This window comes from Ruegeria sp. CDSC052 (genome assembly GCF_059610685.1).
The window spans coordinates 812,165-835,291 of sequence record NZ_JBXWOB010000001.1; the positions used below are offsets into that span (position 1 = coordinate 812,165).

The window sequence follows — 23,127 nt, forward strand, 5'->3', positions numbered from 1 at the left end:
ACAGATGCCCACCGAAATTCTGATGCCCGCCCTGTCGCCGACCATGGAGGAAGGCACGCTTGCCAAATGGCTGGTCAAAGAGGGCGACACAGTCTCCTCCGGAGATCTGCTCGCCGAAATCGAAACCGACAAGGCCACGATGGAGTTCGAGGCCGTTGACGAAGGCACAATCGGCAAAATCCTGATCCCTGAAGGAACCGAAGGGGTCAAGGTCAACACCGCCATCGCGGTTTTGCTGGAAGAAGGCGAAAGCGCTGATGATATCAGTGCAACGCCTGCAGCGGCTCCGGCGGCGGCGCCAGCCGCCACGGGCAACGAGGCCTCCGCTCCAGCGGCGTCCGAAGCGCCCGTCCCCGCCCCGGCAGCGCCGGTCAAGGCAGATGGCGGTCGTATCTTCGCCTCGCCCCTGGCTCGTCGCATCGCTGCGCAAAAAGGTCTCGACCTAGCGCAAATCAGTGGATCCGGCCCACATGGGCGTATCGTCAAGGCGGATGTCGAAAGCGCAACCGCAGCCCCTGCTGTGGCGGCTGCCCCTGTACAGGCCGCATTAGCACCAGCCTCCATAGCCGCGCCAACCGGCCCCTCGACGGATATGGTCATGCGGATGTACGAATCCCGCGATTACGAAGAGGTTAAGCTGGACGGGATGCGCAAAACCATCGCCGCGCGCTTGACCGAGGCCAAACAAACAATCCCGCATTTCTATCTACGCCGGGATATCAAGCTGGATGCACTGCTGAAATTCCGCGGTCAGTTGAATAAGCAACTTGAGGCCCGCGGCGTCAAGCTCAGCGTCAATGACTTCATCATCAAGGCCCTGGCCAATGCGCTGCAACAGGTGCCCGAATGCAACGCCGTCTGGGCGGGAGATCGGGTTCTGCAGCTGAAACCCTCGGACGTGGCCGTTGCCGTCGCGATCGAAGGTGGCCTGTTCACGCCGGTCCTGCAAGACGCTGACACCAAGTCGCTGTCAGCGCTTTCAACCGAGATGAAGGACCTGGCTGCCCGTGCCCGCGAACGCAAGCTGGCCCCGCATGAGTATCAGGGCGGCACATTTGCGGTCTCGAACCTGGGCATGTTCGGCATCGACAATTTCGACGCTATCGTGAACCCACCGCATGCGGGCATTCTGGCCGTCGGCACTGGCGCAAAGAAACCAGTTGTTGGTGACGATGGCGAACTGACGGTTGCAACAGTCATGTCGGTTACGATGTCGGTCGATCACCGGGTCATCGACGGTGCCCTCGGTGCGCAGCTGCTGCAGGCGATCGTCGACAATCTGGAAAACCCGATGGTCATGCTGGCCTGATATCTGGCTAAAAAAAGGCCGCCCTCTACTGGGCGGCCTTTTTCTTTAAGAACCTTCAGATCTAGTGATCTTTGCCCAGCATATGATCCATCGAGATCGAGGGCTGGTCACATCCTGCTTCACCGACGATCTTGGCCGGAATACCGGCAACAGTTTTGCATGGTGGCACCTCTTGCAGCACCACCGAACCGGCGGCAATCCGGCTACAATGGCCCACTTTGATATTGCCCAAGACTTTGGCGCCGGCGCCGATCAAAACGCCATCACCAATCTTGGGGTGACGTTGCTCCTCTTCTTTTCCGGTCCCGCCCAGCGTGACCGAATGCAACATCGAAACATTGTCGCCAACGATGGCCGTTTCACCGATCACGATGGAATGAGCATGGTCGATCATGATCCCCTTACCGATTTTGGCAGCCGGGTGAATGTCGATGCCGAAGATTTCGGAGGACCGCATCTGGAAGAAATAGGCCAGATCATATCGCCCCTTGAGCCATAGCCAATGGGCGACGCGGTAGGCCTGCATCGCTTGATAACCCTTGAAATACAGAATCGGTTGCAGAAGACGGTGGCAGGCCGGGTCCCTCTCGTAGACCGCCATCAGGTCTGCGCGGGCGGCCTCAATCAAATGGGGATCGTCAGCATAAGCTTCGTCCACGATCTCGCGCAGAACCATCATCGACATTTCGTTCGAACATAGTTTTGCGGAAACGCGATAGGACAATGCTCTGGTCAGGCTGCGATGATGCAGAATACAGGCGTGCACCAATCCACCCATCAGTGGTTCATTCTCGACCGCGGCCTGAGCCTCGGTCGTGATGCGATCCCAAACGGGATCTACAGGTGTGACATGACTGCGCTTTTCCAACATGGCTTTTGATCCTTTGCTGCGCCTAGAATGCCATTTAGTGGCTAAAACGCCAAACGCAAACCCGTGATCGGCAAAGCAACGAAAATGAATGAGGCTGACCTGAAGCAGATCAACGAGAAAATCCGTGCCAGGCTGGACGAATTGGCGCGCCAGTCGCAGGCCGGGAAAGATGCGCAATCTGTTGTTGAACTGGATCAACAATCTATCGGTCGTCTGAGCCGGATGGATGCGCTACAGAACCAGGCCATGGCCAAGGCGCACCAAGTCAATCGGGACCTTGAATACCGACGCCTTTTGGCCGCGTTGAAGCGGATTGAAAGTCAAGAATACGGATTCTGCGAAGATTGCGGCGAGCCGATTCCAAATGGCCGACTTGAATTCGACCTCGCCGCAACCAGATGTGTCAGCTGTGCTTCTGGTTGATGCGGAACCGGATCAAATGACGCAGCACCGTCTCAAAACACCGGCAATACTGCAGATCATCGAATGCGGGTTCGGCGGCAAGGCGCCGGTTTCGCGCCGCAGCCATTAACGAACCGTTGCCGAACAACGGGTGTAGCCGCCCTGTTTACTTACATGGCCATCAGCCGTTTCAGCTTCGGCAATCATACGTCGGCATAAGCGTTCACGCTGATCGGGCGGCGCGTTCAACAAAACACGCGCCGCCGCGCTGACATCTCCGTGCAATACGGGCCGCACCGCGCCTATCCGACCTGCAGCCTGACAGGCAATCCAGGTCCGTAAGCCGCAGATATCTGCGAAACCGACACCTCATAAGACCCAGTTGCAGCGTCACCGGCCTTCATGGACGACGTGTAATTCCAATCCGGCTGGGCAACGACCTCTTCGCGGATCAGGCTACCATTCTGCCGGACCTGAACAAGGTAGGCTTCGGTTTCTTCATTCAACGGCACATCCAGCCCGGACCAGTCATCGCCATCCAGACGTGTCCGCCGCACCCATGAGAACACGTCCCTCGAGCTGGATTGCTGCACGCGAAGATGAGAGGGGGCATAGGGCCGCAAACCATTGCCTTCAAAGGCCTCGACCAGATGCTCGTAAGAGGGATCTTCGTACCCTCTGGTTGCGGGGCCAATGCGGTAATGTTTGGTCAGGCCACGTTCCGACCGCAACAACCCTGTCTGGAAGACACGTTCGTCCAACAACACGAACATTGATCCTTCGGGCCAGAGATCGGGCATAATCGCATCTGTCCCCAGCTGACCGCGCAACCGCCCGGACAGGCTGTAGACGCCCGTGGATTGCAAAGCCGCATCCGCGAATTGGAACACCTCCCAGTTGTCCGGCGTTCCGTCGCCAATCGCCGCAAGATTTGCCCCGCTTAACAAGGCAGACCGTGGACGAGATTCCAACAGGCCATCTACCAGATTGACCTGCAAGGCATCGCCCTCGTCCCAAAGTCCGGCACTGGCCCTTCGCATCGGGCTTTCGGTGAAGCCTATTATGGCCTGCCCTGTAATCACCTGTTGCAACGCGTAATCCTCATCGCTTGATGCGGCGTACACCGCAACGCTTCCTGGCCAGGGGTCTGCTGCAACCGCAAGATATGGCGCATGCGGCACTTCGGAACCGGTGATCAGAGGCAGGTCCAAGAATACCGGCAGCACCGGCACCGGAGCGATGAATGGCTTCGCAGAAACCTCATCAGCGGGGGCATCCGGGGGCGTGTAAACGCCGGGCTCAATCCGGACCGCCTCGGCCAGTTGCATTTCAGCCTGTTCCAGTCTGTCGATACGATAGCGCGCATCCTGCCCACCGCTGACCAGCTGCACAACATCCCCTGCCCCGACATTCAAAAGCGATGGCGGCAATGCAAATCTGGCCGTTTCGCGCGAGACACGCGCCTCACTCAGCCAGCGTTCCACCGTTTGACGCCCCTCGGCCCGCGTCATGGACAACGGCATCTCATTTACCGATACCGAATGGGTTTCATCATCAGGCAACACAGCCTCTTCCGAGGCTATTTCATGGTCAGCATCAGACTGAACAAAGCGCAGCCTGACACGGCCGGACATTTCCGCCTCAGCCTCGCGGCGATATTCCACGTGTCCGTCAATGTCCGAAGTGATGGCCAACTGCTCTTCATTCAGGGTCAGGGCACGTGCGCCATCCCGCATCTGAAAGATCAGTTTTCCTTCGCGTTCAAGCGCATCGAAACAATACCGCAGCATGAGCGGTTGCAATGCCGAACGGGCATCCGAAACCTGTTCAACCGCATAGCCCTGAACGGAACCGTAAAGGCCCGAGACATCAATCTCGGTAACACCGGCAGCATGGCAAAGCTCGGTCACAACAGAGGCCAGCGTTCGTGAGCCGGAACGCCCATTAAGCCAATGGCCGCGGGCATAGTTGGCCCCATCGCTCCACTGGCTGCGCAGGTTTGGAAAGGTCGGATAGGGCCGCGCATCCCACGCCCAGACATAGGCATTGTACACGTCCACCATCGGGCCGCCATAGCTGGATGAAACTGGATTGATATCTGCGTCCGACCAATAGCCAAGAACCGCCCTGAGGTATTGCGTCTGCAGAAAGTCGTCCCGAAGCCCGTTTGAATATTTCGGCAACCCGGATTCTGAAGATTTAGGGTCTAGAAACTTGTTGGGCTGGTTGGTGCCTTTGTCTACTGCCGCACAACCGAGCTCAGTGAACCAGATGGGCTTGGACTCTGGCAACCAAAGAGTCGGGTTATCGCTACGCACACCATTGATTCGCTCGTGATGCGGTTGTGACCACCAGTTGCGAACGTCCTTATAACGCCAGATCCACGGCTCGTTATGTGAACCATCTCCGATCGGCGTACGGATTTGTGCCGCCTCTTCTTCGGGCGAGGCATAATACCAGTCATAGCCTTCGCCACCTTCGATGTTCCCACGCAGATAGGAAAGATCGTAGATGGATTTTGCGCCGGCATCCGCATCCACGTGATCTTCACCGTCCCGCCAGTCGGACAGAGGCATGTAGTTGTCGATACCGACGAAATCTATGTTGTCATCCGCCCAAAGCGGATCGAGGTGAAAGTAGCGATTCCCACTGCCATCATTTGGCTGGTAGCCGAAATACTCGCTCCAGTCCGCCGCATAACCGATCTTTGTGTCTGGCCCCAGAATACTACGCACTTGCCCTGCCAAAACGCGCAGCTGCTCAACGGCCGGAAATCCGTTTAGGCCACGAATCTGGGTAAGACCACGCATTTCCGAACTGATACAGAAGGAGTCCACCCCACCTGCCGCCTTACACAAGGCAGCGTAGTGAAGAATAAATCGGCACAACCCCCATTCCTGCGGGCCAGAGTAGGAAACAGTGCCGTTTCCGATAACAAAATCATCCGCTCGCGCCTGACCAAAGAAATCGGACACCTGAACATTGGCCTCAGCCATCTGGTCGGGAGACCCGTCTCGCCCAGGCGCAACGCTCAGAGTGATGCGACCGCGCCAGGGAAGGTGCGGCTGATCGCTGGCATCAGACCACGGGTCGGGCAATCCGTTTCCACCGATCTGATCCATCAGGATAAACGGGTAGAACATGACCCGCTTCCCCTCTTGCTTAAGGTGTTGGATCGCTTGAATAACCGACGCGTCCGCTGGTGTCGCGCCATAGACGGGCTCGTTATTTTCCTGACGAACGATCTGGGCGGTTGCCCTTGTCAGCCCCGCGACACCCCAGGGCATATTTTTGCCTTCGATACCATTTTGCAGAACCTTTGGTTGTATCTTGCATTGACCGCATCGCAGATCACTTCCGAACCAGGACACAACCAAAGAGGCGGCTTCACAGTCCGGAAGTTCACTTTTCAAGGCTTGTGTGGACGTCACGAGATCAGGCAAACCAGAGGTCGAATTCACATTGGCCGCCCAACTGCGGCCGCGGCCTTTTGTGTAATTCACCTGCTGGGACGCCAGTGCATATTCACCGGTCCCAGGCATTAGCGCCACGCCTCGTACAATACGTGACAGGGAATTTTCGGTATCAGGCAAACCAGGCTGCTCTTGCCGTACGACCTCGAACGAGAACTGCGGGACGCGGTTTCCAAAAGCGCCCAGCTTCAAATCCTCGATCACAATATAGGCGGTGCCACGATAGGCCGGGACATTTCCAGTACCTTCGATTGCTTCGATCAACGGATCGGGCAGCTGATCGTCGGTGCCAGGATAGACGCGCATATTCAAACTGCTGCGCTCAATCTCTTCGCCATCCGCCCAGACACGCGGCACGTCAGATATTTGCCCCGCGCCCAACGCGACCGCTAATGAAACTGAATAGCTGTAGCTGTTGGTGGTCGTTGTAACCTCGGGCTGCTTGGGGGATCCCTTGCCACCCCCAACCGATTGCGTGGTAGAGCTGGTGCTGCGGGTTTCCAAAAAATCCGAAGCCCAGATAACCTGCCCCCCGATACGCATTCGACCAAAGATGTTGGCGACAGCGGCGCCCTCGCCCGTCTGAGTAAGGCGAAAACGGTCCAATCGGCCTGTTTCTACAACTTCGCTGCCGCTGCCCATGACCGACTGGCTCATCAAACGCTGGTCGATGACACGCCCAAGAGTGGCACCAATGGCACGGCCGATAACTGCCGTAGACAGCCCTGCAACCGTGCCGCCAATGGCTCCGCCAACTGCGGCACCCGCCGCAGACAGTAATATCGTCGCCATCTAGATATCCTCCGTGGGGAACTCAAAACAAGAAACAACCCGCCGTCGCCACGGGTCGCTCAGGGCGCTTTCAACAACGCCATGTCCGGAATAAGCGTGAATGAACCGAGGGATGTCTCGACAGGTGCTGACAATCCCCAAATGCTTGGCAACGCCACTTTCCCGCATACGAAACAGCAACACGTCTCCGACAGAAAACCATGCCGGGTCTTTCTCGATAAGATGGCGGCGTGCTGCGGCCCACATACGCTCTTCGCCCTGTGGTTCAGACCAATCCATGCTATAGATCGGGACGGCCTCAGGTTCGTGCCCAAGCACCGCCCGCCATACGCCGCGCAGCAGGCCCAGACAGTCTGTTCCGACCCCTTTGACAGAAGCTTGATGAACATAGGGGGTACCAAGCCAGCTTCGGGCCTCATCAACAATGCTTTGCTTTATCGGGATCATCGTCTGCTGCCTCCGCGGTTCGCCCCGTTGTTCTTGGGAACGGCCATCACCCAATCTTCGGAAGGCAGGTCAGGAAAACCTTGGAAATTAGTGATATTATTGAACTTCACGCGACAGGTCGTCATGCGCTTGTCGCAACCTGCGGTCAGCCTCACCCTGTCGCCTTCGGCCAATCCTCCGCTGATTGCGGACCACAGTATGATCGAACGGCCATCGTCAGTCTTTTGGTCCTTCTTGACCGCCCGCCACAGCCCAGCCGCACGGCCTGTCACCACATCAAGTCGTCCACGTTCAAACCATGCCTCAAGGTGAGTTTCCGCCCCTCGCAGCTGCAAAATACTGCCCTCCGTCAAACCGACGATTTCGGCTTCGTCAGAATATCCCGGGGCATCGGTGTTGAACCCGCACGCCTTGTCGCCCAGCACGGCTGTGCAGGGCTTTTGGTAAATCCGGCCCAAAGGTCGGTTCAACTTATCTGTCAGGCCCCGCAGTTCGGCATGAAAAGCCCCACCTGCCCGTCGCAATTCACCAATTGATCCGCGGAACTGCAACATTCGCTGCGATGGATCGGCCCAGTTCACAAGCCATGCCCGCACCTCGGCCCCGTCGAAGCGACCGGATTCGATATCCTCTTCGGTTACTGCGACATCCGATAACGCACCCATTGCTTCCGAGTTATCAATGGACAGCCCCGTTGCCTGCTCGATCGCGGCCGCCGTCAGACCCGAACTTGCATTGAAGTCCAGGCCTTCAAAGCTCAGCTTCAGGTCATGGTCGGTAAAGCCAAGCTGAACACCGTCTGTGCGCCTAATCGCCCAACACCGACAGGTCGTTGTCAGACCGCTCTGCAGATGGGCCTGCAGGGCCTGTTTGTCACCAGCCATCAGACACGCACCTCGACCACTGGCACGTTCGGAACGTCCCCTGCCTGAAAACTCGCGACACTTGTTTGGATCTTGTCGGTGTCAAACCTCACTGGCACATCGAATTCAAAGCCGGCGGTGATATCAACCCGTTCAGGCGGAGGCGAATAGAACGTGACCAACCCCGAGTTCAGATCCACCTCGAAGTCGACACCTTCACGCATCTCATCCTGCTCGACGCCTACGCGGACGGTTCCCAATACGGGTTTGACGACCGGCCTTACATAACTGAATCCACCCGAGGAATAGGTCTTTACCAGCTGGAATTCTGTCGCTACGCCATCACCTTCCGCAATGATCTGGTCGCCTTGGGCAACTTCGCCCGTAGCCGCACCGGATTTGAAATCGGACCAGTCTTTCCAGCGAAATCCAAACATCTGCCCCTGCCTCGCCTCGAAGAACGAGACCAACGTTTCGATGTCATCCAAGGATCGCATACCCAGACCGGCATCATAGCGACGCCGCGAATGCGCCCAAGGGGTATTGCGCTCTTCGAACCCGTTTGCCAGCGTCACAATATCCGTGCGCCTCTCGGGCCCACCGACCGAACCAAAACTCAGGCTGGCCGGAAATCTCACTTCGTGGAAATTCATGGTCTGCTCCCTGATCTACCTATTGCGATTGCCACGGCCCAGCGCGCGGCTCATCTGGGCCGCGATCTGGCTTTGGCTTCGACGAAAACCCTGCACGTCCGGGGTCGTGATGTTCATCACCACGTTCACCGCAGAGCCGCCGCCAGACATGCGCACACCTAATTTCCCATCGGTACCGCGGGCCAGCGGCATGATGGCCTCGGGGCCAGCCTCGCCCATCAGCCCGGTGCCCCCACGCATTGGAAACGTGGTTGGACCGCTGATCACTCCACCGTTGGCAAAGGGCATCACCCGTCCTTGGCTGAAGCTGCCGCCGTCAGCAAAAGGAAGAATGCCCTTCACAAAACCTCCGATCCCATTGGCTAGAAGGCCGCCGAAATGATCCGTGACCGGTTTGATCGCAGCAGAATAAGCGGTGCGGATCATCGAGTTCTTCAACACGTCCAGCGCATCGGACAAGTTCATTCCGTCCATCACGACACCATCGAACGCCCGTCGCAGGCCACCGGACATGCCACGCTCCAGCGTTGCAACATCCTTGCCCGTTTCCTCAAAGGCTGCTTTGATGCGCTTCATCTGCCCATCAAATGCCGCAGCCATCGATGCCGCATCACCCAACGAGTCGCCAAGCGCCTCGCCCCGCTCCTGCAGGTCTTCCAACCCGTTACGATCCGTCATCACGCTCTCCTTTTGTCTTGTCCGGATAGGCCGCCAGCAACGCGTCCAGACCCATTCTGTTCATCGAAGGCATGCCCGCGCCATGCCCCAGCATCAGCCGCAACTCGGCCGGGGTAAGGCTCCAGAATTGATCCGGTGTCAGGCGTAGGCTGAGGTATCCGACCCGCATCAATGCGGGCCAGTCGAACCCGCTCATGCCTGCCCCGGCACCATGAAGGCCCTTGCCAACAACTCGGCCGCAGCACGTGCGCCGTGCATTGGCCCGCCCTCAATCTCGGCACTCAGCAGATCGGCGCGGGTGACATTGGCCCCGCCCCCCCGCAGCCCGGCGACGATAAGCGCCAGAACATCACCGCTGGAATAGGCGCCGCCTTCGAACCGTTGCACCAGTTCAACCAGTGTCCCTGTGCCCAACTCCCGTTCCAGTTCCGCCAAAGCGCCCAACGTCAGCTTCAGAACCCGTTGCTCTCCATCGATGGTCAGTGCCACCTCTCCCGTCCACGGATTGGCCATCGTTACAGCGCCGTAAAGGTCAGAGCACCGGCGCTTGCCATGCTCATTTCATAGGTCGCTTCGCCATTGTGAGAGCCCGCATATTCGATGCCGGTCACCTGGAACGCACCTTCAACAATCCCGAAATCCGGGATGATGATCTGAAAACCAGGTGTCTCACCGTCAAAGAACAGCTGTCGCGCGCGCTCATCCGTTCCCGCGTCCTTGAATACGCCCGAGCCCGAGATCGAGGCCGACTTGACCCCCGCGCCCGACAATAGCTCGCGCCAGCCACCCTGGCTTTCCAGGCTGGTGACATCGACACTTTCCGCATTGAAACTGACCCGCGTGGCACGCAGCCCCGCAATGGTCTCGAACAGGCCTGAGCCGTTCATATCCACTTTGACCAACAGGTCTTTTCCGTTCTGGGCAGCCATTTGCTCTCTCCGTTGATTACTTAATCGTCTTCCACGCGGGCGCGGAATCTCAGGTCGATCTGGCGGATCGCGCCGCCCGTTCCGGTCCGACGGGCCGAGGCACGTTCGAACCACAGCCCGACCAATCGGCCTCGATCCAGGGTCAGCCCTGCACTGTCCAAGGCGTCACAAATCGCCCCCGCCAGCGTTTTTGCTGCACCGAACCCGGCAGCTTCGGACACGACGGACACCGTGAAACGATGGACGGCACCGGTCCCCGATCGGTCCGAGGCATCGCGCACCTCTTCCGGGCCCAGCGTCACATAGGTTTGCGGAACTGAACCCGCTGGAACGGCGTCATAGATCGCTCCACCTGAAAGAGTGCTGATCTGTGTGTCTTCCGACAATTTCTGGTAGATTGCCGCCTGCAACGCGGCTGAAACGCCATAGCTCATACCGCCACCTCCTCATCCGCAAAGCAGATCAGGTACTGGCCGCGCGGGTCTCGCTCGGCGACGGCGCGGATAACGAAACGGCGTGTGCCTTCCGCAAACCGCTGATCCGGCGAGGGGCGCATGCTCGATCCTTCTGGCTTGCCACGAACCACAATCCGGTAGCCGACACGCGAAACCGGCAACCCTGCAACATTTCTCTCTGACCCGCTGCGCGCAGTGACTTCGGCCCAAACCGAGCCCAAGGCGACCCATGTTTCCAGATACCCACCGGCGCCATCAGCGGTGCGCACAGAGGATTCAAGCAACAGTTTTCTATTCAGCCGGGGTGCCTTCATTGGGTCACCCCTGCACCAAAACGAACCACACGATAGCGTTGGATCAGGCTGGTCACGCCAAAGGGCATACAGCCGGCACCCAACGTGGTCTCATCCCGGTATTCATAGTAATGCGCGGCCAACAACAGAACCGCCTGCCCAAGATCTGCCGGCAAGTTTGACCATTCCCCGGCAATACCGGCGATAAACGCGATCTTCACGGATCCGCCGGTCGAAATAGCGGGCAAGACAGCCCCGGCAGGGCGTATCCGCGGGCGCTGGCTATCGCGATCCAATCTGTATCTGTCAGACGAAACGGCGGTTTCAGTACCCGCTGCATCCGTCAAACTGACCGTATTGATGGTCGAGACCGGCGCCACAGGCAGCACTTCGCCCGCAGGGTCACGCCAACTGTTAAGGCTCCAGGAAAACTCACGCGTGATAAGTACCTTCCCGGTACGCGCCTCAATCGCAGCAATCGCCGCCCTTAAGAAGCCCTTGAGCACTTCATCCTGCACGCTGGCACCAGTAAAGCCTGTTCCCAGCCTCAAATGCGCCTTGAACTGATCCACCGGCAGCGCCGCATCCGCGATGGCGGTTTCTTCGATCAACATCATCCATTCACTCCGCAATCTCGGACCCCTCCGGGGCCGTAACTTCAGGAATTGACGGGCACGCGCCGCCCCACGTTGCTCGGACGGAGGGGAGCAGCTAGACAACGCAGGGATCTCGCCCCGACCCGCGCCCGCCGCCCCGAGGGGCGAAGGCCCCCCGGGATTCAGCCCGCTTTAGGCGGTGCCGAATTTCACGAGTTTGATCGCAGCAAAGTCGCTGACATCGCCGCCGACGCGCTTGGTCGCATAGAACAGAACATGCGGTTTGGCGCTGAAGGGATCACGCAATACGCGCAGGTCCGGACGCTCGGCAATGGTATAGCCCGCCTGGAAGTCACCGAAAGCAATCGAAAAGCTGTCGGTTCCCGCATCCGGCATATCTTCGGCGATCAGCACCGGATAGCCCATCAGCCGCGCCGGCTCACCAGCAGCCAGACCGTCCGACCACAAGAAGCGGCCATCGCTGTCTTTCAGCTTGCGGATCAGACCAGCAGTTTTCGAGTTCATGACGAAGGTCCCGTTGACCCGGTACTGCGCGCCCAGCGCATAGACCACGTCCACAATGGCATCCGCTTCGACACCGCCATCGGTACCGGTGGGGACATAGCCAATGTTACCCCAATCCCAGACATCGTTGTCGACCTTGGCGTGGTTCAGAATACCCTTGGGTTTGTCCGCGCCGTCGCCGTTGATAAAGGCCGAGGCCTCGGCGCGTGCAAACTTGTCCGCGATACGACCGGCCAGCCAACCCTCGACATCGAACGCGCTGTCATCCAGCAGTCGCTGCGAGGCTTTGGGCAGTGCGCTCAGCTCGTGCAGCGGGATCGATATCCGGTCAATCGACGGGGTGCTGGTTTCGCTCGCCGCAGCATTTTCATCTGCCCAGCCCGCACCGATATCCGTGTGGTCGATCAAAACATCGAACGAGTTCGCCTCGACATTTACGATCGAAGCAATCGAGCGGATAGAGGCCGTAGATTTCAGCACCGATTTGATGATCTCGGCGGTTTGCGGGTCAATCAGGTACCCACCGTCACTGTTCACAGCGCTCGAGAGGGATTTCACCTCCATCTCAAGCCCACGCAGGCCGTCATCCTCACCCGAACGCACATAGGCATCAAAGGCCTTCTGATGCGGTGCACCGTCCTCGATTGAGGCCGCAAGATGCGGGCGTGCCGCGATGGTTGATTTACGATCCAGCATGGTCAGTCGCTCTTCTGTCTGTTGCAATTTGGTTTTAACTTCAGCCTTCAGGCCCTTGAATTCGTTCACGAAGCCAGTCATCGCCTGCTTCACCTCCTGAACCAGGGGCACACCCTCTCCGGTCAAGGCCGGGGTTTCGGTCTTGCTCATCAGCACTTCCTTTTTGGGGGTGAGGTTTCGGCGCGCTAGGTTCGCGCCAGCTCCTGCCGGGCGTGATCAAACACCTCGGCAATACTGCGCCAGGTGTTCTCGGCCTCGGGGTCCACCCCCTTTGCCGCCACCCGCGCACTGGGCAGCATCGGGAACGTCACCAGCGACACCTCCCACAGCTCCAGTTCGGTCAGGACCCGCTGGCCCTTGTCATTCTTCACGGCGCGCTTGGTACGATAGCCAATCGACAGGCCATCCATTGCGCCCGCCCGGATCAACTCGGCCGCCTCGCGGCCCTTTTGCGTGCTTTTCAGCAGACGGCCCTTGACCCACAGGCCCCGGTCGTCCTCGCGCACCTCGTCCCAAACCCCGATGGGTTGCGCCGGATCGTGCTGCCACAGCATCTTGACCCTTTGGCCCGCTGTAGCCAGCCCCTCAAGGGAACCGCGATACGCACCTTTCTGCACCACGTCACTGCCCTGATCCACCTGTCCAAACAGGCTGGCATAACCTTCGATCACCGCGTCCTGGGTCACCGAAAGGCCCTCTCCGAACCGTGCGAACTTATGCTCCAAATCCATAATCTTCTCCATGTAACCTGCTGAATTCATGGTGTTACTGAAAGGAATGACTGAAACGCCTGCGCTAGGATCACCGCTGCCACGCCATACACCGTCAGCCACAACCGCCTCTCCAGCCGCTCCATCATCTCTTCGATCTGATCCAGCCGCCTGCACAGATGTTCATGCTGGATCTCGGCCACCCGCTCATGCGCGGCCAGCCGCAAGCCTGGCGCGCAATCGAATGGCGGATATCCTTCAGCCATCCGCACGCTCCGGCAGCCCCAGCAAGGCGCGCTTTTCGGCATCGCTCAGGAATTCGGCCCCATTGACCCGCGCCCATTGCGCGTCCCGTTCCGCCGACAGCGCAGGCACCTGATCCAGATCGGGCTTCAGCACCAATTCCTCACCGGTAAAGCCGGCCAACCACGCCGACACCACCGCCGCCACCCGCGTCACCAGGGGCAGCACGGTCAGGCGGTAAAACGCCCGGTTGGCCTCCTGATAGTTCGAATAGGTCGCATCGCCCTGGATCCCCAGCAACATCGGCGGGACCCCAAAGGCCAGCGCGATCTCGCGGGCGGCGGCTTCCTTGGTCTTTTGAAACTCCATGTCCGAGGGCGAAAAGCCCATCGGCTTCCAATCCAACCCCCCTTCAAGAACCATCGGACGACCAGCATTGCGCGCCCCGCGATAGTTCTGCTCGATCTCATCGGAAAGACGCCGGAACTGATCCTCGGCCATCACCCCTTGGCCATCACCGCCCTTCCAAACCAGCGCCCCCGAAGGTCGCGCTGCATTGTCGAGCAGCGATTTTGACCACCGAGACGCGCTGTTGTGCACATCAATCGCCATCGCCGCAGCCTGCATCGGCGAGAACCCGTAGTGATCATCTTGCGGGTGGAACGATTTGATATGACAGATGTTTTCCGCCGCAAACCGGTGTTTCTTGCCGCCCACAGCGTAATCATACGCCTTGGGCCAGCCATCCGCTCCCGGCACCACGCTCATCCGGTCGGATCGCAAGACATGCAGCTCAACCGGCAGCCCTTCTTCGGCCTGAACCGCCTCAACATAGGCATTGCCCGACAGCAGCAACTGCGCAAACAAGGCCTCCATCAACTCTGCCCGCCCCTGTGCGGCATTCGGACGGCGCATCAGGGACAGGATCGGATGTACATCATAGCGCTGCGCCTGATCCTGCAGCACCAAAGGTAACGCCGCCGCCGCCTCGGCAATCAGCTTGACCGAGCGAAACCCCACCGGGTTCCCCGAAAACCCCGTCCGCGTCAGCGATACCGTGTCCCGAGGGCTCCACGCCACGCGCCCACCGGTTTGCCATGCAACCACGGGTCCGGCTGCACTTGCCTTTGCTTCGGGCGCTTCCTCTGCCGCTCCACGACGCAAGAAATCGAATACCATGTCCAGATGCTCCTTTCTGTCGCCGCTGTGTCCGGCTTGTTGAAAGGAGTTATGACGCAGAGAAGTTTATGCCTCGGGAATAGAACGTACGGGGGTAGGGCAACGGGTTGGAATTCTTACTAATTCACAACGCAGAAGCGAATAGAGTGGGTAGAAAAATCAATTTGGCGTTTACGGTCTCGCAAGAAAAACATGCCCCTGAATTTTGCCGGACACCGGCCCTTTACCAAACAGCTTTTCGATGTCGGCGGCGGCGGCGTCTGTAATTTCAGTCAATGAGCCCGCAGCACGTTCTTCCAACTCATTTCTAAGCGGTGTCCCCTGGCAGTAAGCCACTGCCGGAGCTTGCGGATTGCTCGCTCGGCTTTGCTCGGAAATGGTCAGTGTTTCGATATCCGTAAAACCAGCTTCCTTAAGATCATCGACAATTGAATCAATATTGCCGTGCCCATGGGGTGTTCTTGCTAAAAACACTGGGGGATCTTCCGGGAAAAACCGAGATGCCGTCTTCGTCACGCAATGCGCAAACTCGTTCTCTTCGATACTGTCCCAAACATTGAAGATAAAACACCCGCCATCCTTCAAAACACGAAGGGCTTCCTTGTAACCAGCTACTTTGTCAGGAAAAAACATCACCCCAAACTGGCAACAGACAACGTCAAATGTATTTGTCTCAAAGGGCAACGCCAACGCATCCGCCTGCTTCCATTCTATTCGATTGGCTTTCGGTTGCTGCGTTGACGCTCTGTCCAACATCGGTTGATTTAAATCAGTAACCACATAACGAATTTCGTCGCTCAGCAGCGGGGCCAACGCACGTGTTACTACTCCGCTACCCGCGGCGGTCTCCAAAACAGCTTTGGGTTTGGTATCAGCGACTCTCTTTGCCAAGTCTGCGGCATAAGATTCGAAAATCAATGGAACCAGAAATTCATCATAAATGTCTGGAATTGAGCCGGTGAAGTTTTTGTCACTTGTAGACACTACGAAATCCCTCCCCGACCCTGTGGTCGCAAAGGGTGTATTCCTAGCATAAATCGCTGGCTACGTCACTTCGGACCGCGATCAGTCCTTCAATCGCCGCTCTCCGCCTTTTTTTATCCTCACAAACTCCGCACCCTAGGCCGCCGATACGCCCCCGCAGGCCCTACAACCAACTCATGCAGCGCCCAGACCAGCGCGTCGACCCGGTCGGGCGAGCCCTGCCCTTGATACCCCCGCGCGGTCATCTGACACATCTGCTCCTCCAGCGCGTCCAGCCCGGCCACATGCGACACCCGCCCCTGCTCATACAACGCTGCCACAGGCTCGGCCCGTGCCACCTTGCCACGTGAGGCCCGCACAGCCCGAAACGGGACCAGAGGATCCACCTGCCGCACGACCTCTTCCACCAGTTGACCGCCCTGATTGACCTCGGCCACCAGCCGCTCGGCCCCGAACTCATCCATCGCGTCAATCGCCGCCTGCGCCCAGCCCGCCGGGCCAACCCCCTGCACCGTCCGGTCGGCCAGCACATAGGCGCGCCAGTCCTCGGGCGGCCCCTGCAACCGCACGCCCACGATCACGATCCCACAGGCATCCGCATCCGCCCCCGCCGTCACCGCCGGGTCCAGCGCCACCACGATGCGATCCAACTCGGGCACCTGGGCACAACGCGCTGCCTCTAGCATAGAACCCGTCCACAGCGCGCCCTCAGCATCCGACAGCAAAACGCCGTCCAGCTCCTGCCGCCCCAGCCGTGTACCGGCATAGCGCGCGCGCACCTCGGCTAGAAACGACCCCGCTAAATTGGCCCGGTTCGCCTCGGTCGGCGCATGGGTCTGCACCGTGGACGGCGACGCCAGCAGATCCTTCAAAACTTTCACATTGCGCGGCGTGGTTGTCACACAGACCCGGGGCTGATCCCCCAACCGCAGCGCAAATTGCAACATGTCCCAGGTCTCGCCCGCCTTTTTCCACTTAGCCAGCTCATCCACCCAGGCCGCATCGAATTGCGGCCCGCGCAATCCCTCAGGATCATGGGCCGAGAACGCCTGCGCCTCGGCCCCGTTGGGCCAGACTAGTTTTCGCTCTGACGCCTTCCAAATAGGTCGACGATCTGGTGGTGAGCATTGCAATATCCCACTATCGCCAAAGATCATCACGTCGCGCACCTGATCAAACGTCTCGCCAAGCAGAGCCACCCGGCGCGCCTTACCCGTGTCCAACGGCAAAGACCCCTCGACCATAGACCGCACCCATTCAGCCCCGGCCCGGGTCTTACCGGCTCCGCGCCCGCCCATGATCACCCAGGACCGCCAGTCACCTTCTGGCGGCAATTGATGCGGCAGCGCCCAGAACTCAAACAGGAAAGGGAGGGCGCACAGCCCCCCCTCCCCGATCTCACTCAGAAATCTGTCCTGCACCGCAACAGGCGCGGAGGCGAGCCAGCCTGCACCCGATCTCAGATCGTGCCCGATCAAGGTCGAGCGCATAGCCCCCTTGGGCAACTCCGGCTTGTCTGTGATGTTGTTCGACAAGGCTTGTCTCCACTTTTTGGCAACTTCGGATCAGCCCCTCAAGCTGTCCCAGTTGCTTACCTGCACCAGCAATATCTGCATCCTCCCCGGCACTGATCTGCCTGCGCAGTTCTTCCGCTGCTTTGCGCAGACCGCGAATGGATGTCTCAAGTGACTGCAACAAGTCAGCCGTTTGGGAAATCCGCTCTTCCGGGGTAATCAATGTCATGTTTGCGTATTGACCTCATGCGTGAGTTTTCTCCGCACGAGAGAAACGAAAAACGGCCGCCGGATGTTACCCCGAGGCCGTTGCTCACTTCTTCTAGCATGACACAGCTCATACCAAATTAAGTTCGAAAAGTCAATGAATTGCGCAACAACCACGCAACAGGGAACGTTCGGTGCAGGTTAACAATTTCTTCCCCGCGCGCGTCTTTAGCTGCTGCCAGTCAAATCCTGTGCCAGCATCAGCGCATTCATATCCGGATCATAAAACGTGGCCGTGCTGACCATTCCTTCGATCGTTTCCGTCGCACCGTCGAATGCCACCCCTGCATCCTCTAACGCACTGCGCGCGGTGGAGATATCGGCGACCTCAAACACTGGAACACAGTTTCCCGGTGAGGGCTCGGCCTGCTCTCCTAAACCCAATGTGACGCCATCCACATTGGTGCGCATCTCACTCCAACCCGCCTCATCTATGTGATGGGAAAGTTCAAACCCCAATTTGTCGCTGAACCATTCGGCGCTTGCATGGCGGTCCCGAACCGAAATCGCAAGGGTGATCGTGTTTTTCAAAGAAACAAGGGGCATCAATCTTTCCTTTTGAGCTAATTTATATTAACTATACTTTATGGACATTAATTTGCTTGTCAAGCTGACCTCCCGAGCTTGGTCGCTGAATATTCTGGCACTCATGCATTCCGGCACTCCTGGCAGGCAGGCCGCTCTGCTTGCTGCCACCAGCGCAGGAAGAACTGCCTTCGCGGCAAGTCTGGACCATCTCATACGCCTTGACCTGATCGAAAGGAATCCGGGCCACGGGCACCCATTGCGCCCTGAATTCCGATTAACCCTGCCGGGGATCGAAGCCGCCAGTATGGCCAGCGCAATCGTAAACGCCGTTCCGGATGACACCAAGTTCAAGCTCGTCCGTAAATCCTGGACCGTCCCGATCCTGGCACTCACCGGCACTCCGCACCGCTTTTCCGCCATCAAATCGGATTTGGTATCGATCACGGATCGGGCGCTGTCGTCGTCCCTTCAACAGCTAGAGGCGCTCGACTGGATCCGACGGGACATTGAAACTGCCGCACGGATGCCCTTCCCTACATATCGAGCTGTAAGAACAGGTTTTGCGATCAACCAAGCGGTCAATCTCACTGCTTAAAGGTTGCAGACAGCCCACAACGATCCTTTTCGCCGGATGTGATCTATAACGCACAGCTTGACATTCCGCCCCGCAACCTGCATGAGCGCCTTAACAAAGCGCTGACGCGTGAGCATTGGCAGGTCCGACCTGCTCCACAGCGCTCGATTCACCCCATAGTTCCCCTTCACGCAGGGTTCTGAATGCGACGGCCGGATGCCGCAGGAAACGCCTGTGCATCCAGAGTCTTAGCGTAACCCTGTTGGCATCGCATATTGCGCTGCTGATTTATGTCGTCCGTGGTGATCCAGTCACCAGGGGCAAAAAAGGAATGATATTTGTTCGACTTTGATATGCTGGGTCTTGCCCCGGCCCTGAACGACGCTTTGAAACGCGCCAATTTTTCACAACCCACTCCGATTCAGAACCAGGCAATCCCCATGGCATTGCAGGGGCACGATATTCTGGGCCTTGCCCAGACCGGCACCGGCAAGACGCTGGCTTTTGGCCTACCTCTGATCGACCACCTGCTGGCTCAGACCGGCAAGCTTGCGCCGAAAACCGCCAAGGCTCTGATCCTTGCTCCGACCCGTGAACTGGTCAACCAAATCGCAGATAGCCTGCGCAATTTGACCACGAATACGAAGCTGCGCGTGGCGACAGTTGTTGGCGGTCAGTCCATCAGCAGGCAGATTTCGTTTCTGGCACGCGGCACAGACATTCTGGTTGCCACCCCTGGTCGTTTGATCGACCTGATGGAACGCAGAGCAGTCGACCTCGGCTCGGTACGTCATCTGGTACTGGACGAAGCCGATCAGATGCTGGACATGGGCTTTATTCATGCTCTGCGCCGGATTGCACCGCAGTTGGGCACGCCCCGCCAAACGATGCTGTTCTCTGCCACTATGCCCAAGCAGATGGAAGAACTCAGCCAGGCCTACCTGACAAACCCGCAACGCATTCAAGTGTCCCCTCCGGGTAAAGCCGCCGACAAGATCACCCAATCGGTTCATTTCCTGAGCCGCGCGGAAAAACCGAGCAAACTGCGGGAGATTTTATCTGCGGACAAAGAAGCTCTGACGCTGGTGTTTTCGCGTACAAAACATGGCGCCGAGAAGCTGATGAAGGGTCTCGTGGCCGACGGCTTCAACGCCGCCTCGATCCATGGCAACAAAAGTCAGGGACAGCGTGACAGGGCGATCAAAGCTTTCCGCGCAGGCGAAATAAATGTCTTGGTGGCAACAGACGTGGCCGCTCGCGGCATCGACATCCCGGGCGTTGCCTATGTCATCAACTACGACCTACCCGAAGTGCCGGATAACTACGTCCACCGCATTGGCCGAACCGCCCGTGCCGGTCGCGAAGGCGAGGCGATCGCTTTCTGTGCACCGGATGAACTGGATCAACTGAAGCAGATTCAGAAACTGATGAAAATTGAGGTTCCGGTCGCCAGCGGCACAATGCCCGAGTTCGCCGAACCCGCAAAATCGCGGAAAGGCGGAGGGTTCCGTCGCCGTGGTCCAAAGCCGCAAGCAGCTAACAAGTCGGGCAATCCCGGAGGCCCAAAACGTCGGCGACCGCGTCGATCCTCCGCCGCCTAAATCTAAAAGGCGCCGCTATTAGCGGCGCCTTTTTTAGTTTCCGGTGCTTTGGCGCTCGGCCTCAATCTCACGCCATTTGGCGACGTTTCGATTATGCTCATCCAGTGTCTCGGCAAAGGCATGTCCGCCGGTGCCATCTGCAACAAAGAAAACAAAATCAGTCGCTTCGGGCGAAACTGCGGCTTCAAGACTTGCAAGACCAGGATTTGCGATAGGTGTTGGCGGGAGCCCATCAATCACATAAGTGTTCCAAGGCGTTGCACGGCGCAGTTCGCTGCGGCGCAGGCCTCGGCCCAACGCGCCCTGCCCCTTGGTGACACCATAGATTACAGTCGGGTCCGTCTGCAGCTTCATGCCTCGCTCAAGCCGGTTTACAAATACGCTGGCAACCTGTCCACGCTCATGCGGAACACCAGTTTCCTTTTCGATGATTGACGCCAAAATCAGCATCTCTTCGGGGGATTTGATTGGCAAATCATCCTGCCGCCCTTCCCAGGCGGCGTTAATGCGCAGTTGCTGCTTATCCTGCATCGACTGCAGGATTGCCGCCCGATCGGCACCTCGCACAATGTCATAGCTGTCCGGTGCCAGCGCCCCTTCGGCCGGTATTTCAGGGATATCTCCCGTCAACGCGTCGATCTGCTTAAGACCCTCGACCACTTGCCAGGATGTAACACCTTCAGCAATCGAGACCCGGTACCGTGTGTCTGAGTCTTCGCGCTTTTGGGTATAAGCCGCGGGCACTTCTTCTTCCGTCACATCGAACGATGCGATTTCATCGAAGTCCAATGTTGCGGGGTTCAATTCGCGTACACGGGTTTGTATGCGGGTTACACCGATCCGGTACTCAATCTCGGATCCGCAGGTGCTGGCACCGCTGCGCGTAATCTCATCAATGATCTGCTCCATCGAAGCACCCTCGCGGACCAGAAAGCTGCCTGCCTTCAGCTGAGGTGCCTTGTCGGTATAATCCGCCGCCATACGGAATATAGTAGCGCTGCTGATCGCGCCCTGATCCTCCAGCTGTCGGCTGACCTGCGTCATGTTCGAGCCACGTTCGACCTGCAAACACATCGCAGTTTCCAGAGGGCCCGCATTCTTGTATCGCGCCTGCCCCCATAAAATCAGTCCACCGGCAAGAAACAGGCCGACCACCAGGATGGTCAGCATGTTGGAGGCCATCGCGCGCCACATTTAGCTGACCTTTCCGAAGATCACACTTGCATTGGTGCCGCCAAATCCAAACGAGTTTGACAACGCCACATCAATCTTGCGCTCGCGCTTGGCATTCGGAGCCAAATCAATCGGTGTCTCGACCGCTGGGTTGTCCAAATTGATCGTCGGTGGCGCAACCTGATCGCGGATTGCGAGGATCGAGAAAATGGCTTCGATCGCGCCTGCAGCGCCCAACAGATGGCCCGTGGCCGATTTGGTCGAGCTCATCGTCACATTCGCGGAATGCTCGCCCAACATACGCTCGACCGCACCCAATTCGATGGTATCGGCCATGGTAGATGTGCCATGCGCGTTGATATAATCTAGGTCTTTCGGCTCCAGCCCCGCGCTGCGCAGTGCCGCGTTCATCGAACGCTCTGCGCCGTCGCCGTCCTCGCTGGGGGCGGTGATATGATAGGCATCACCGGACATGCCATAGCCCAGAACTTCGGCATAGATTTTCGCGCCACGCGCTTTTGCATGCTCGTACTCTTCCAGAACAACGATGCCCGAACCTTCACCCATGACAAAACCGTCTCGGTCGACGTCATAGGGGCGGCTGGCTGCTTTGGGGTTATCCGCGTATTTGGTCGACAGCGCCTTGCAAGCGTTGAATCCAGCGATACCGATTTCGCAAATGCACCCTTCGCCACCACCGGCAACCATTACGTCAGCGTCACCGGCACGGATAATGCGGCTTGCGTCACCAATAGCGTGAGCACCGGTCGAACATGCAGTCACAACCGAATGGTTCGGGCCTTTGAATCCATGGCGGATCGACACCTGACCCGAGGCCAGGTTAATCAGCGCGCCTGGAATAAAGAAAGGCGACACCCGTCGAGGGCCCTTGTCGCGGATCAGGTTAGCCGTTGCCGCGATGGAACCCAGCCCACCGATACCTGAACCGATAAGAACGCCAGTGCGCAAGCGCGCCTCTTCATCCTCGGGCAGCCAGTCGGAATCCTTGCAGGCCATTTCAGCTGCTGCAATCGAGTACAGAATGAAGTCTTCGATCTTGCGCTGCTCTTTCGGCGGCATCCAGTCGTCAGGATTGAATGTCCCGTCGGTGCCGTCGCCTCGCGGAACTTCGCAGGCATACGTTGTGGTGACCCCACTTGCCTCAGCATCAAATTGCGTGATCGGGCCTGCACCGGATTCCCCATCCAGCAACCGCGACCATGTTTCCTCGACCCCGCTGGCCAATGGAGTGACCAACCCAAGACCGGTTACAACGACTCTGCGCATAAAATGCCTCTTGCCTGCTTCCTGTTTGAGAAACGCTCATACCCCGGGCCGGGGTGCGGGGGCAAGAGCAAGGCGCAATCATCAC

At 58.3% G+C, this 23,127-nt stretch carries 26 protein-coding genes and 1 pseudogene; 4 read left to right on the forward strand and 23 right to left on the reverse strand.

Translation table 11 applies throughout. From position 1 onward, the window contains the following. Window positions 1–4 precede the first annotated feature (4 nt). Window positions 5–1,309 carry a pyruvate dehydrogenase complex dihydrolipoamide acetyltransferase gene (locus AC2FIM_RS04055; protein ID WP_271947585.1) on the forward strand — a complete coding sequence of 435 codons (1,305 nt, stop codon included), beginning with the start codon at window positions 5–7 and terminating at the stop codon, window positions 1,307–1,309. A 61-nt stretch (window positions 1,310–1,370) separates the two neighbouring features. On the opposite strand, the gene cysE is transcribed toward AC2FIM_RS04055, so the two are convergent. Next, window positions 1,371–2,180 carry a serine O-acetyltransferase gene (gene cysE, locus AC2FIM_RS04060; protein ID WP_142633207.1) on the reverse strand — a complete coding sequence of 270 codons (810 nt, stop codon included), beginning with the start codon at window positions 2,178–2,180 and terminating at the stop codon, window positions 1,371–1,373. Window positions 2,181–2,243: 63 nt separating this feature from the next. Between cysE and AC2FIM_RS04065 the strand changes: the two genes are divergently transcribed. Then, window positions 2,244–2,603, forward strand: a complete 360-nt coding sequence (locus AC2FIM_RS04065) for a TraR/DksA family transcriptional regulator (protein WP_496707917.1) — start codon at window positions 2,244–2,246, stop codon at window positions 2,601–2,603. On the opposite strand, the pseudogene AC2FIM_RS04070 reads toward AC2FIM_RS04065, so the two are convergent. The 20 genes and pseudogenes from AC2FIM_RS04070 to AC2FIM_RS04165 all read right to left on the reverse strand — a co-directional run bounded on the left by AC2FIM_RS04070 (window position 2,584) and on the right by AC2FIM_RS04165 (window position 18,425). Beyond that, window positions 2,584–2,879 (reverse strand): annotated as a pseudogene (locus AC2FIM_RS04070) (DUF7742 family protein). The gene AC2FIM_RS04065 and the pseudogene AC2FIM_RS04070 overlap by 20 nt on opposite strands. A gap of 5 nt (window positions 2,880–2,884) precedes the next feature. Beyond that, on the reverse strand, window positions 2,885–6,847 hold the full coding sequence (locus tag AC2FIM_RS04075) for a baseplate multidomain protein megatron (protein WP_496676125.1): 3,963 nt from the start codon (window positions 6,845–6,847) through the stop codon (window positions 2,885–2,887). Continuing rightward, window positions 6,848–7,294 carry a C40 family peptidase gene (locus AC2FIM_RS04080; protein ID WP_271947589.1) on the reverse strand — a complete coding sequence of 149 codons (447 nt, stop codon included), beginning with the start codon at window positions 7,292–7,294 and terminating at the stop codon, window positions 6,848–6,850. Then, window positions 7,291–8,178, reverse strand: a complete 888-nt coding sequence (locus AC2FIM_RS04085) for a phage/gene transfer agent baseplate hub protein (protein ID WP_271947591.1) — start codon at window positions 8,176–8,178, stop codon at window positions 7,291–7,293. Before AC2FIM_RS04085 ends, AC2FIM_RS04080 begins: the two co-directional genes overlap by 4 nt. Then, window positions 8,178–8,810 (reverse strand): DUF2460 domain-containing protein, encoded by a 633-nt coding sequence (locus AC2FIM_RS04090; protein ID WP_271947592.1) that lies wholly within the window; start codon window positions 8,808–8,810, stop codon window positions 8,178–8,180. Before AC2FIM_RS04090 ends, AC2FIM_RS04085 begins: the two co-directional genes overlap by 1 nt. Window positions 8,811–8,825: 15 nt before the next feature. Further along, window positions 8,826–9,488 (reverse strand): RcGTA-type gene transfer agent tail tape measure protein, encoded by a 663-nt coding sequence (locus AC2FIM_RS04095; protein ID WP_271947594.1) that lies wholly within the window; start codon window positions 9,486–9,488, stop codon window positions 8,826–8,828. Then, the gene (locus AC2FIM_RS04100) at window positions 9,475–9,684 is read right to left on the reverse strand and encodes a rcc01693 family protein (RefSeq protein WP_271947596.1); all 210 of its coding nucleotides are present in this window, start codon (window positions 9,682–9,684) and stop codon (window positions 9,475–9,477) included. The genes AC2FIM_RS04095 and AC2FIM_RS04100 overlap by 14 nt, the downstream gene beginning before the upstream one ends. Further along, window positions 9,681–10,001, reverse strand: a complete 321-nt coding sequence (locus tag AC2FIM_RS04105; protein WP_271947598.1) for a gene transfer agent family protein — start codon at window positions 9,999–10,001, stop codon at window positions 9,681–9,683. The genes AC2FIM_RS04100 and AC2FIM_RS04105 overlap by 4 nt, the downstream gene beginning before the upstream one ends. 2 nt (window positions 10,002–10,003) lie before the next feature. Continuing rightward, complete coding sequence (locus AC2FIM_RS04110; protein WP_142633188.1) at window positions 10,004–10,417, reverse strand: phage major tail protein, TP901-1 family; 414 nt, start codon at window positions 10,415–10,417, stop codon at window positions 10,004–10,006. A 20-nt stretch (window positions 10,418–10,437) separates the two neighbouring features. Then, window positions 10,438–10,851, reverse strand: coding sequence for a DUF3168 domain-containing protein (locus AC2FIM_RS04115; protein WP_281994461.1), 414 nt, complete (start codon window positions 10,849–10,851; stop codon window positions 10,438–10,440). Beyond that, complete coding sequence (locus AC2FIM_RS04120; protein ID WP_271947601.1) at window positions 10,848–11,186, reverse strand: phage head closure protein; 339 nt, start codon at window positions 11,184–11,186, stop codon at window positions 10,848–10,850. The genes AC2FIM_RS04115 and AC2FIM_RS04120 overlap by 4 nt, the downstream gene beginning before the upstream one ends. After that, window positions 11,183–11,782: a head-tail connector protein gene (locus tag AC2FIM_RS04125; RefSeq protein WP_271947603.1), complete on the reverse strand. Its 600-nt coding sequence runs from the start codon at window positions 11,780–11,782 to the stop codon at window positions 11,183–11,185. The genes AC2FIM_RS04120 and AC2FIM_RS04125 overlap by 4 nt, the downstream gene beginning before the upstream one ends. A 171-nt stretch (window positions 11,783–11,953) precedes the next feature. Beyond that, on the reverse strand, window positions 11,954–13,132 hold the full coding sequence (locus AC2FIM_RS04130) for a phage major capsid protein (protein WP_496676132.1): 1,179 nt from the start codon (window positions 13,130–13,132) through the stop codon (window positions 11,954–11,956). A gap of 35 nt (window positions 13,133–13,167) precedes the next feature. Further along, window positions 13,168–13,725, reverse strand: coding sequence for an HK97 family phage prohead protease (locus AC2FIM_RS04135; RefSeq protein WP_271947607.1), 558 nt, complete (start codon window positions 13,723–13,725; stop codon window positions 13,168–13,170). Window positions 13,726–13,739: 14 nt separating this feature from the next. Beyond that, window positions 13,740–13,958 carry a GTA head formation protein, RCAP_rcc01685 family gene (locus AC2FIM_RS04140; protein ID WP_142633175.1) on the reverse strand — a complete coding sequence of 73 codons (219 nt, stop codon included), beginning with the start codon at window positions 13,956–13,958 and terminating at the stop codon, window positions 13,740–13,742. Further along, entirely contained in the window at window positions 13,951–15,114 is a 1,164-nt protein-coding gene (locus AC2FIM_RS04145) for a phage portal protein (protein ID WP_496676135.1), read from the reverse strand. Before AC2FIM_RS04145 ends, AC2FIM_RS04140 begins: the two co-directional genes overlap by 8 nt. Window positions 15,115–15,285: 171 nt before the next feature. Further along, window positions 15,286–16,098, reverse strand: coding sequence for a class I SAM-dependent methyltransferase (locus AC2FIM_RS04150; protein WP_271947611.1), 813 nt, complete (start codon window positions 16,096–16,098; stop codon window positions 15,286–15,288). Between the two features lie 119 nt (window positions 16,099–16,217). After that, window positions 16,218–17,588: a DNA-packaging protein gene (locus tag AC2FIM_RS04155; protein WP_465160600.1), complete on the reverse strand. Its 1,371-nt coding sequence runs from the start codon at window positions 17,586–17,588 to the stop codon at window positions 16,218–16,220. Further along, a complete protein-coding gene (locus AC2FIM_RS04160) occupies window positions 17,497–17,841 on the reverse strand; it encodes a hypothetical protein (RefSeq protein WP_271947617.1) in 345 nt (114 codons plus the stop codon). Before AC2FIM_RS04160 ends, AC2FIM_RS04155 begins: the two co-directional genes overlap by 92 nt. Window positions 17,842–18,047: 206 nt before the next feature. Next, window positions 18,048–18,425, reverse strand: a complete 378-nt coding sequence (locus AC2FIM_RS04165; protein ID WP_271947618.1) for a VOC family protein — start codon at window positions 18,423–18,425, stop codon at window positions 18,048–18,050. Window positions 18,426–18,465: 40 nt separating this feature from the next. Here AC2FIM_RS04165 and AC2FIM_RS04170 point away from each other — a divergent pair, with 40 nt between their 5' ends. Next, window positions 18,466–19,002, forward strand: a complete 537-nt coding sequence (locus AC2FIM_RS04170; protein ID WP_142633164.1) for a winged helix-turn-helix transcriptional regulator — start codon at window positions 18,466–18,468, stop codon at window positions 19,000–19,002. 317 nt (window positions 19,003–19,319) lie between these two features. Next, window positions 19,320–20,582: a DEAD/DEAH box helicase gene (locus AC2FIM_RS04175; RefSeq protein WP_496676141.1), complete on the forward strand. Its 1,263-nt coding sequence runs from the start codon at window positions 19,320–19,322 to the stop codon at window positions 20,580–20,582. Between the two features lie 33 nt (window positions 20,583–20,615). Here the strand turns inward: AC2FIM_RS04175 and mltG are convergent, their stop codons facing one another. Continuing rightward, a complete protein-coding gene (mltG, locus tag AC2FIM_RS04180) occupies window positions 20,616–21,776 on the reverse strand; it encodes an endolytic transglycosylase MltG (protein WP_142633160.1) in 1,161 nt (386 codons plus the stop codon). Further along, window positions 21,777–23,042 carry a beta-ketoacyl-ACP synthase II gene (gene fabF / locus AC2FIM_RS04185; protein ID WP_496707916.1) on the reverse strand — a complete coding sequence of 422 codons (1,266 nt, stop codon included), beginning with the start codon at window positions 23,040–23,042 and terminating at the stop codon, window positions 21,777–21,779. Window positions 23,043–23,127: the final 85 nt, after the last annotated feature.

Bases quoted from the DNA above. Each gene is read 5' to 3' on its own strand.
- AC2FIM_RS04130 (WP_496676132.1), bottom strand. From the start codon at position 13,132: ATGAGCAAGACCGAAACCCCGGCCTTGACCGGAGAGGGTGTGCCCCTG.
- AC2FIM_RS04090 (WP_271947592.1), bottom strand. From the start codon at position 8,810: ATGAATTTCCACGAAGTGAGATTTCCGGCCAGCCTGAGTTTTGGTTCG.
- AC2FIM_RS04115 (WP_281994461.1), bottom strand. From the start codon at position 10,851: ATGAGCTATGGCGTTTCAGCCGCGTTGCAGGCGGCAATCTACCAGAAA.
- AC2FIM_RS04105 (WP_271947598.1), bottom strand. From the start codon at position 10,001: ATGGCCAATCCGTGGACGGGAGAGGTGGCACTGACCATCGATGGAGAG.
- AC2FIM_RS04135 (WP_271947607.1), bottom strand. From the start codon at position 13,725: ATGGAGAAGATTATGGATTTGGAGCATAAGTTCGCACGGTTCGGAGAG.
- AC2FIM_RS04075 (WP_496676125.1), bottom strand. From the start codon at position 6,847: ATGGCGACGATATTACTGTCTGCGGCGGGTGCCGCAGTTGGCGGAGCC.
- AC2FIM_RS04145 (WP_496676135.1), bottom strand. From the start codon at position 15,114: ATGGTATTCGATTTCTTGCGTCGTGGAGCGGCAGAGGAAGCGCCCGAA.
- AC2FIM_RS04085 (WP_271947591.1), bottom strand. From the start codon at position 8,178: ATGGCTGGTGACAAACAGGCCCTGCAGGCCCATCTGCAGAGCGGTCTG.
- AC2FIM_RS04100 (WP_271947596.1), bottom strand. From the start codon at position 9,684: ATGAGCGGGTTCGACTGGCCCGCATTGATGCGGGTCGGATACCTCAGC.
- mltG (WP_142633160.1), bottom strand. From the start codon at position 21,776: ATGTGGCGCGCGATGGCCTCCAACATGCTGACCATCCTGGTGGTCGGC.
- AC2FIM_RS04140 (WP_142633175.1), bottom strand. From the start codon at position 13,958: ATGGCTGAAGGATATCCGCCATTCGATTGCGCGCCAGGCTTGCGGCTG.
- AC2FIM_RS04155 (WP_465160600.1), bottom strand. From the start codon at position 17,588: ATGCGCTCGACCTTGATCGGGCACGATCTGAGATCGGGTGCAGGCTGG.
- cysE (WP_142633207.1), bottom strand. From the start codon at position 2,180: ATGTTGGAAAAGCGCAGTCATGTCACACCTGTAGATCCCGTTTGGGAT.
- AC2FIM_RS04080 (WP_271947589.1), bottom strand. From the start codon at position 7,294: ATGATCCCGATAAAGCAAAGCATTGTTGATGAGGCCCGAAGCTGGCTT.
- AC2FIM_RS04170 (WP_142633164.1), top strand. From the start codon at position 18,466: ATGGACATTAATTTGCTTGTCAAGCTGACCTCCCGAGCTTGGTCGCTG.
- fabF (WP_496707916.1), bottom strand. From the start codon at position 23,042: ATGCGCAGAGTCGTTGTAACCGGTCTTGGGTTGGTCACTCCATTGGCC.
- AC2FIM_RS04095 (WP_271947594.1), bottom strand. From the start codon at position 9,488: ATGACGGATCGTAACGGGTTGGAAGACCTGCAGGAGCGGGGCGAGGCG.
- AC2FIM_RS04120 (WP_271947601.1), bottom strand. From the start codon at position 11,186: ATGAAGGCACCCCGGCTGAATAGAAAACTGTTGCTTGAATCCTCTGTG.
- AC2FIM_RS04125 (WP_271947603.1), bottom strand. From the start codon at position 11,782: ATGATGTTGATCGAAGAAACCGCCATCGCGGATGCGGCGCTGCCGGTG.
- AC2FIM_RS04055 (WP_271947585.1), top strand. From the start codon at position 5: ATGCCCACCGAAATTCTGATGCCCGCCCTGTCGCCGACCATGGAGGAA.
- AC2FIM_RS04160 (WP_271947617.1), bottom strand. From the start codon at position 17,841: ATGACATTGATTACCCCGGAAGAGCGGATTTCCCAAACGGCTGACTTG.
- AC2FIM_RS04110 (WP_142633188.1), bottom strand. From the start codon at position 10,417: ATGGCTGCCCAGAACGGAAAAGACCTGTTGGTCAAAGTGGATATGAAC.
- AC2FIM_RS04165 (WP_271947618.1), bottom strand. From the start codon at position 18,425: ATGCCCCTTGTTTCTTTGAAAAACACGATCACCCTTGCGATTTCGGTT.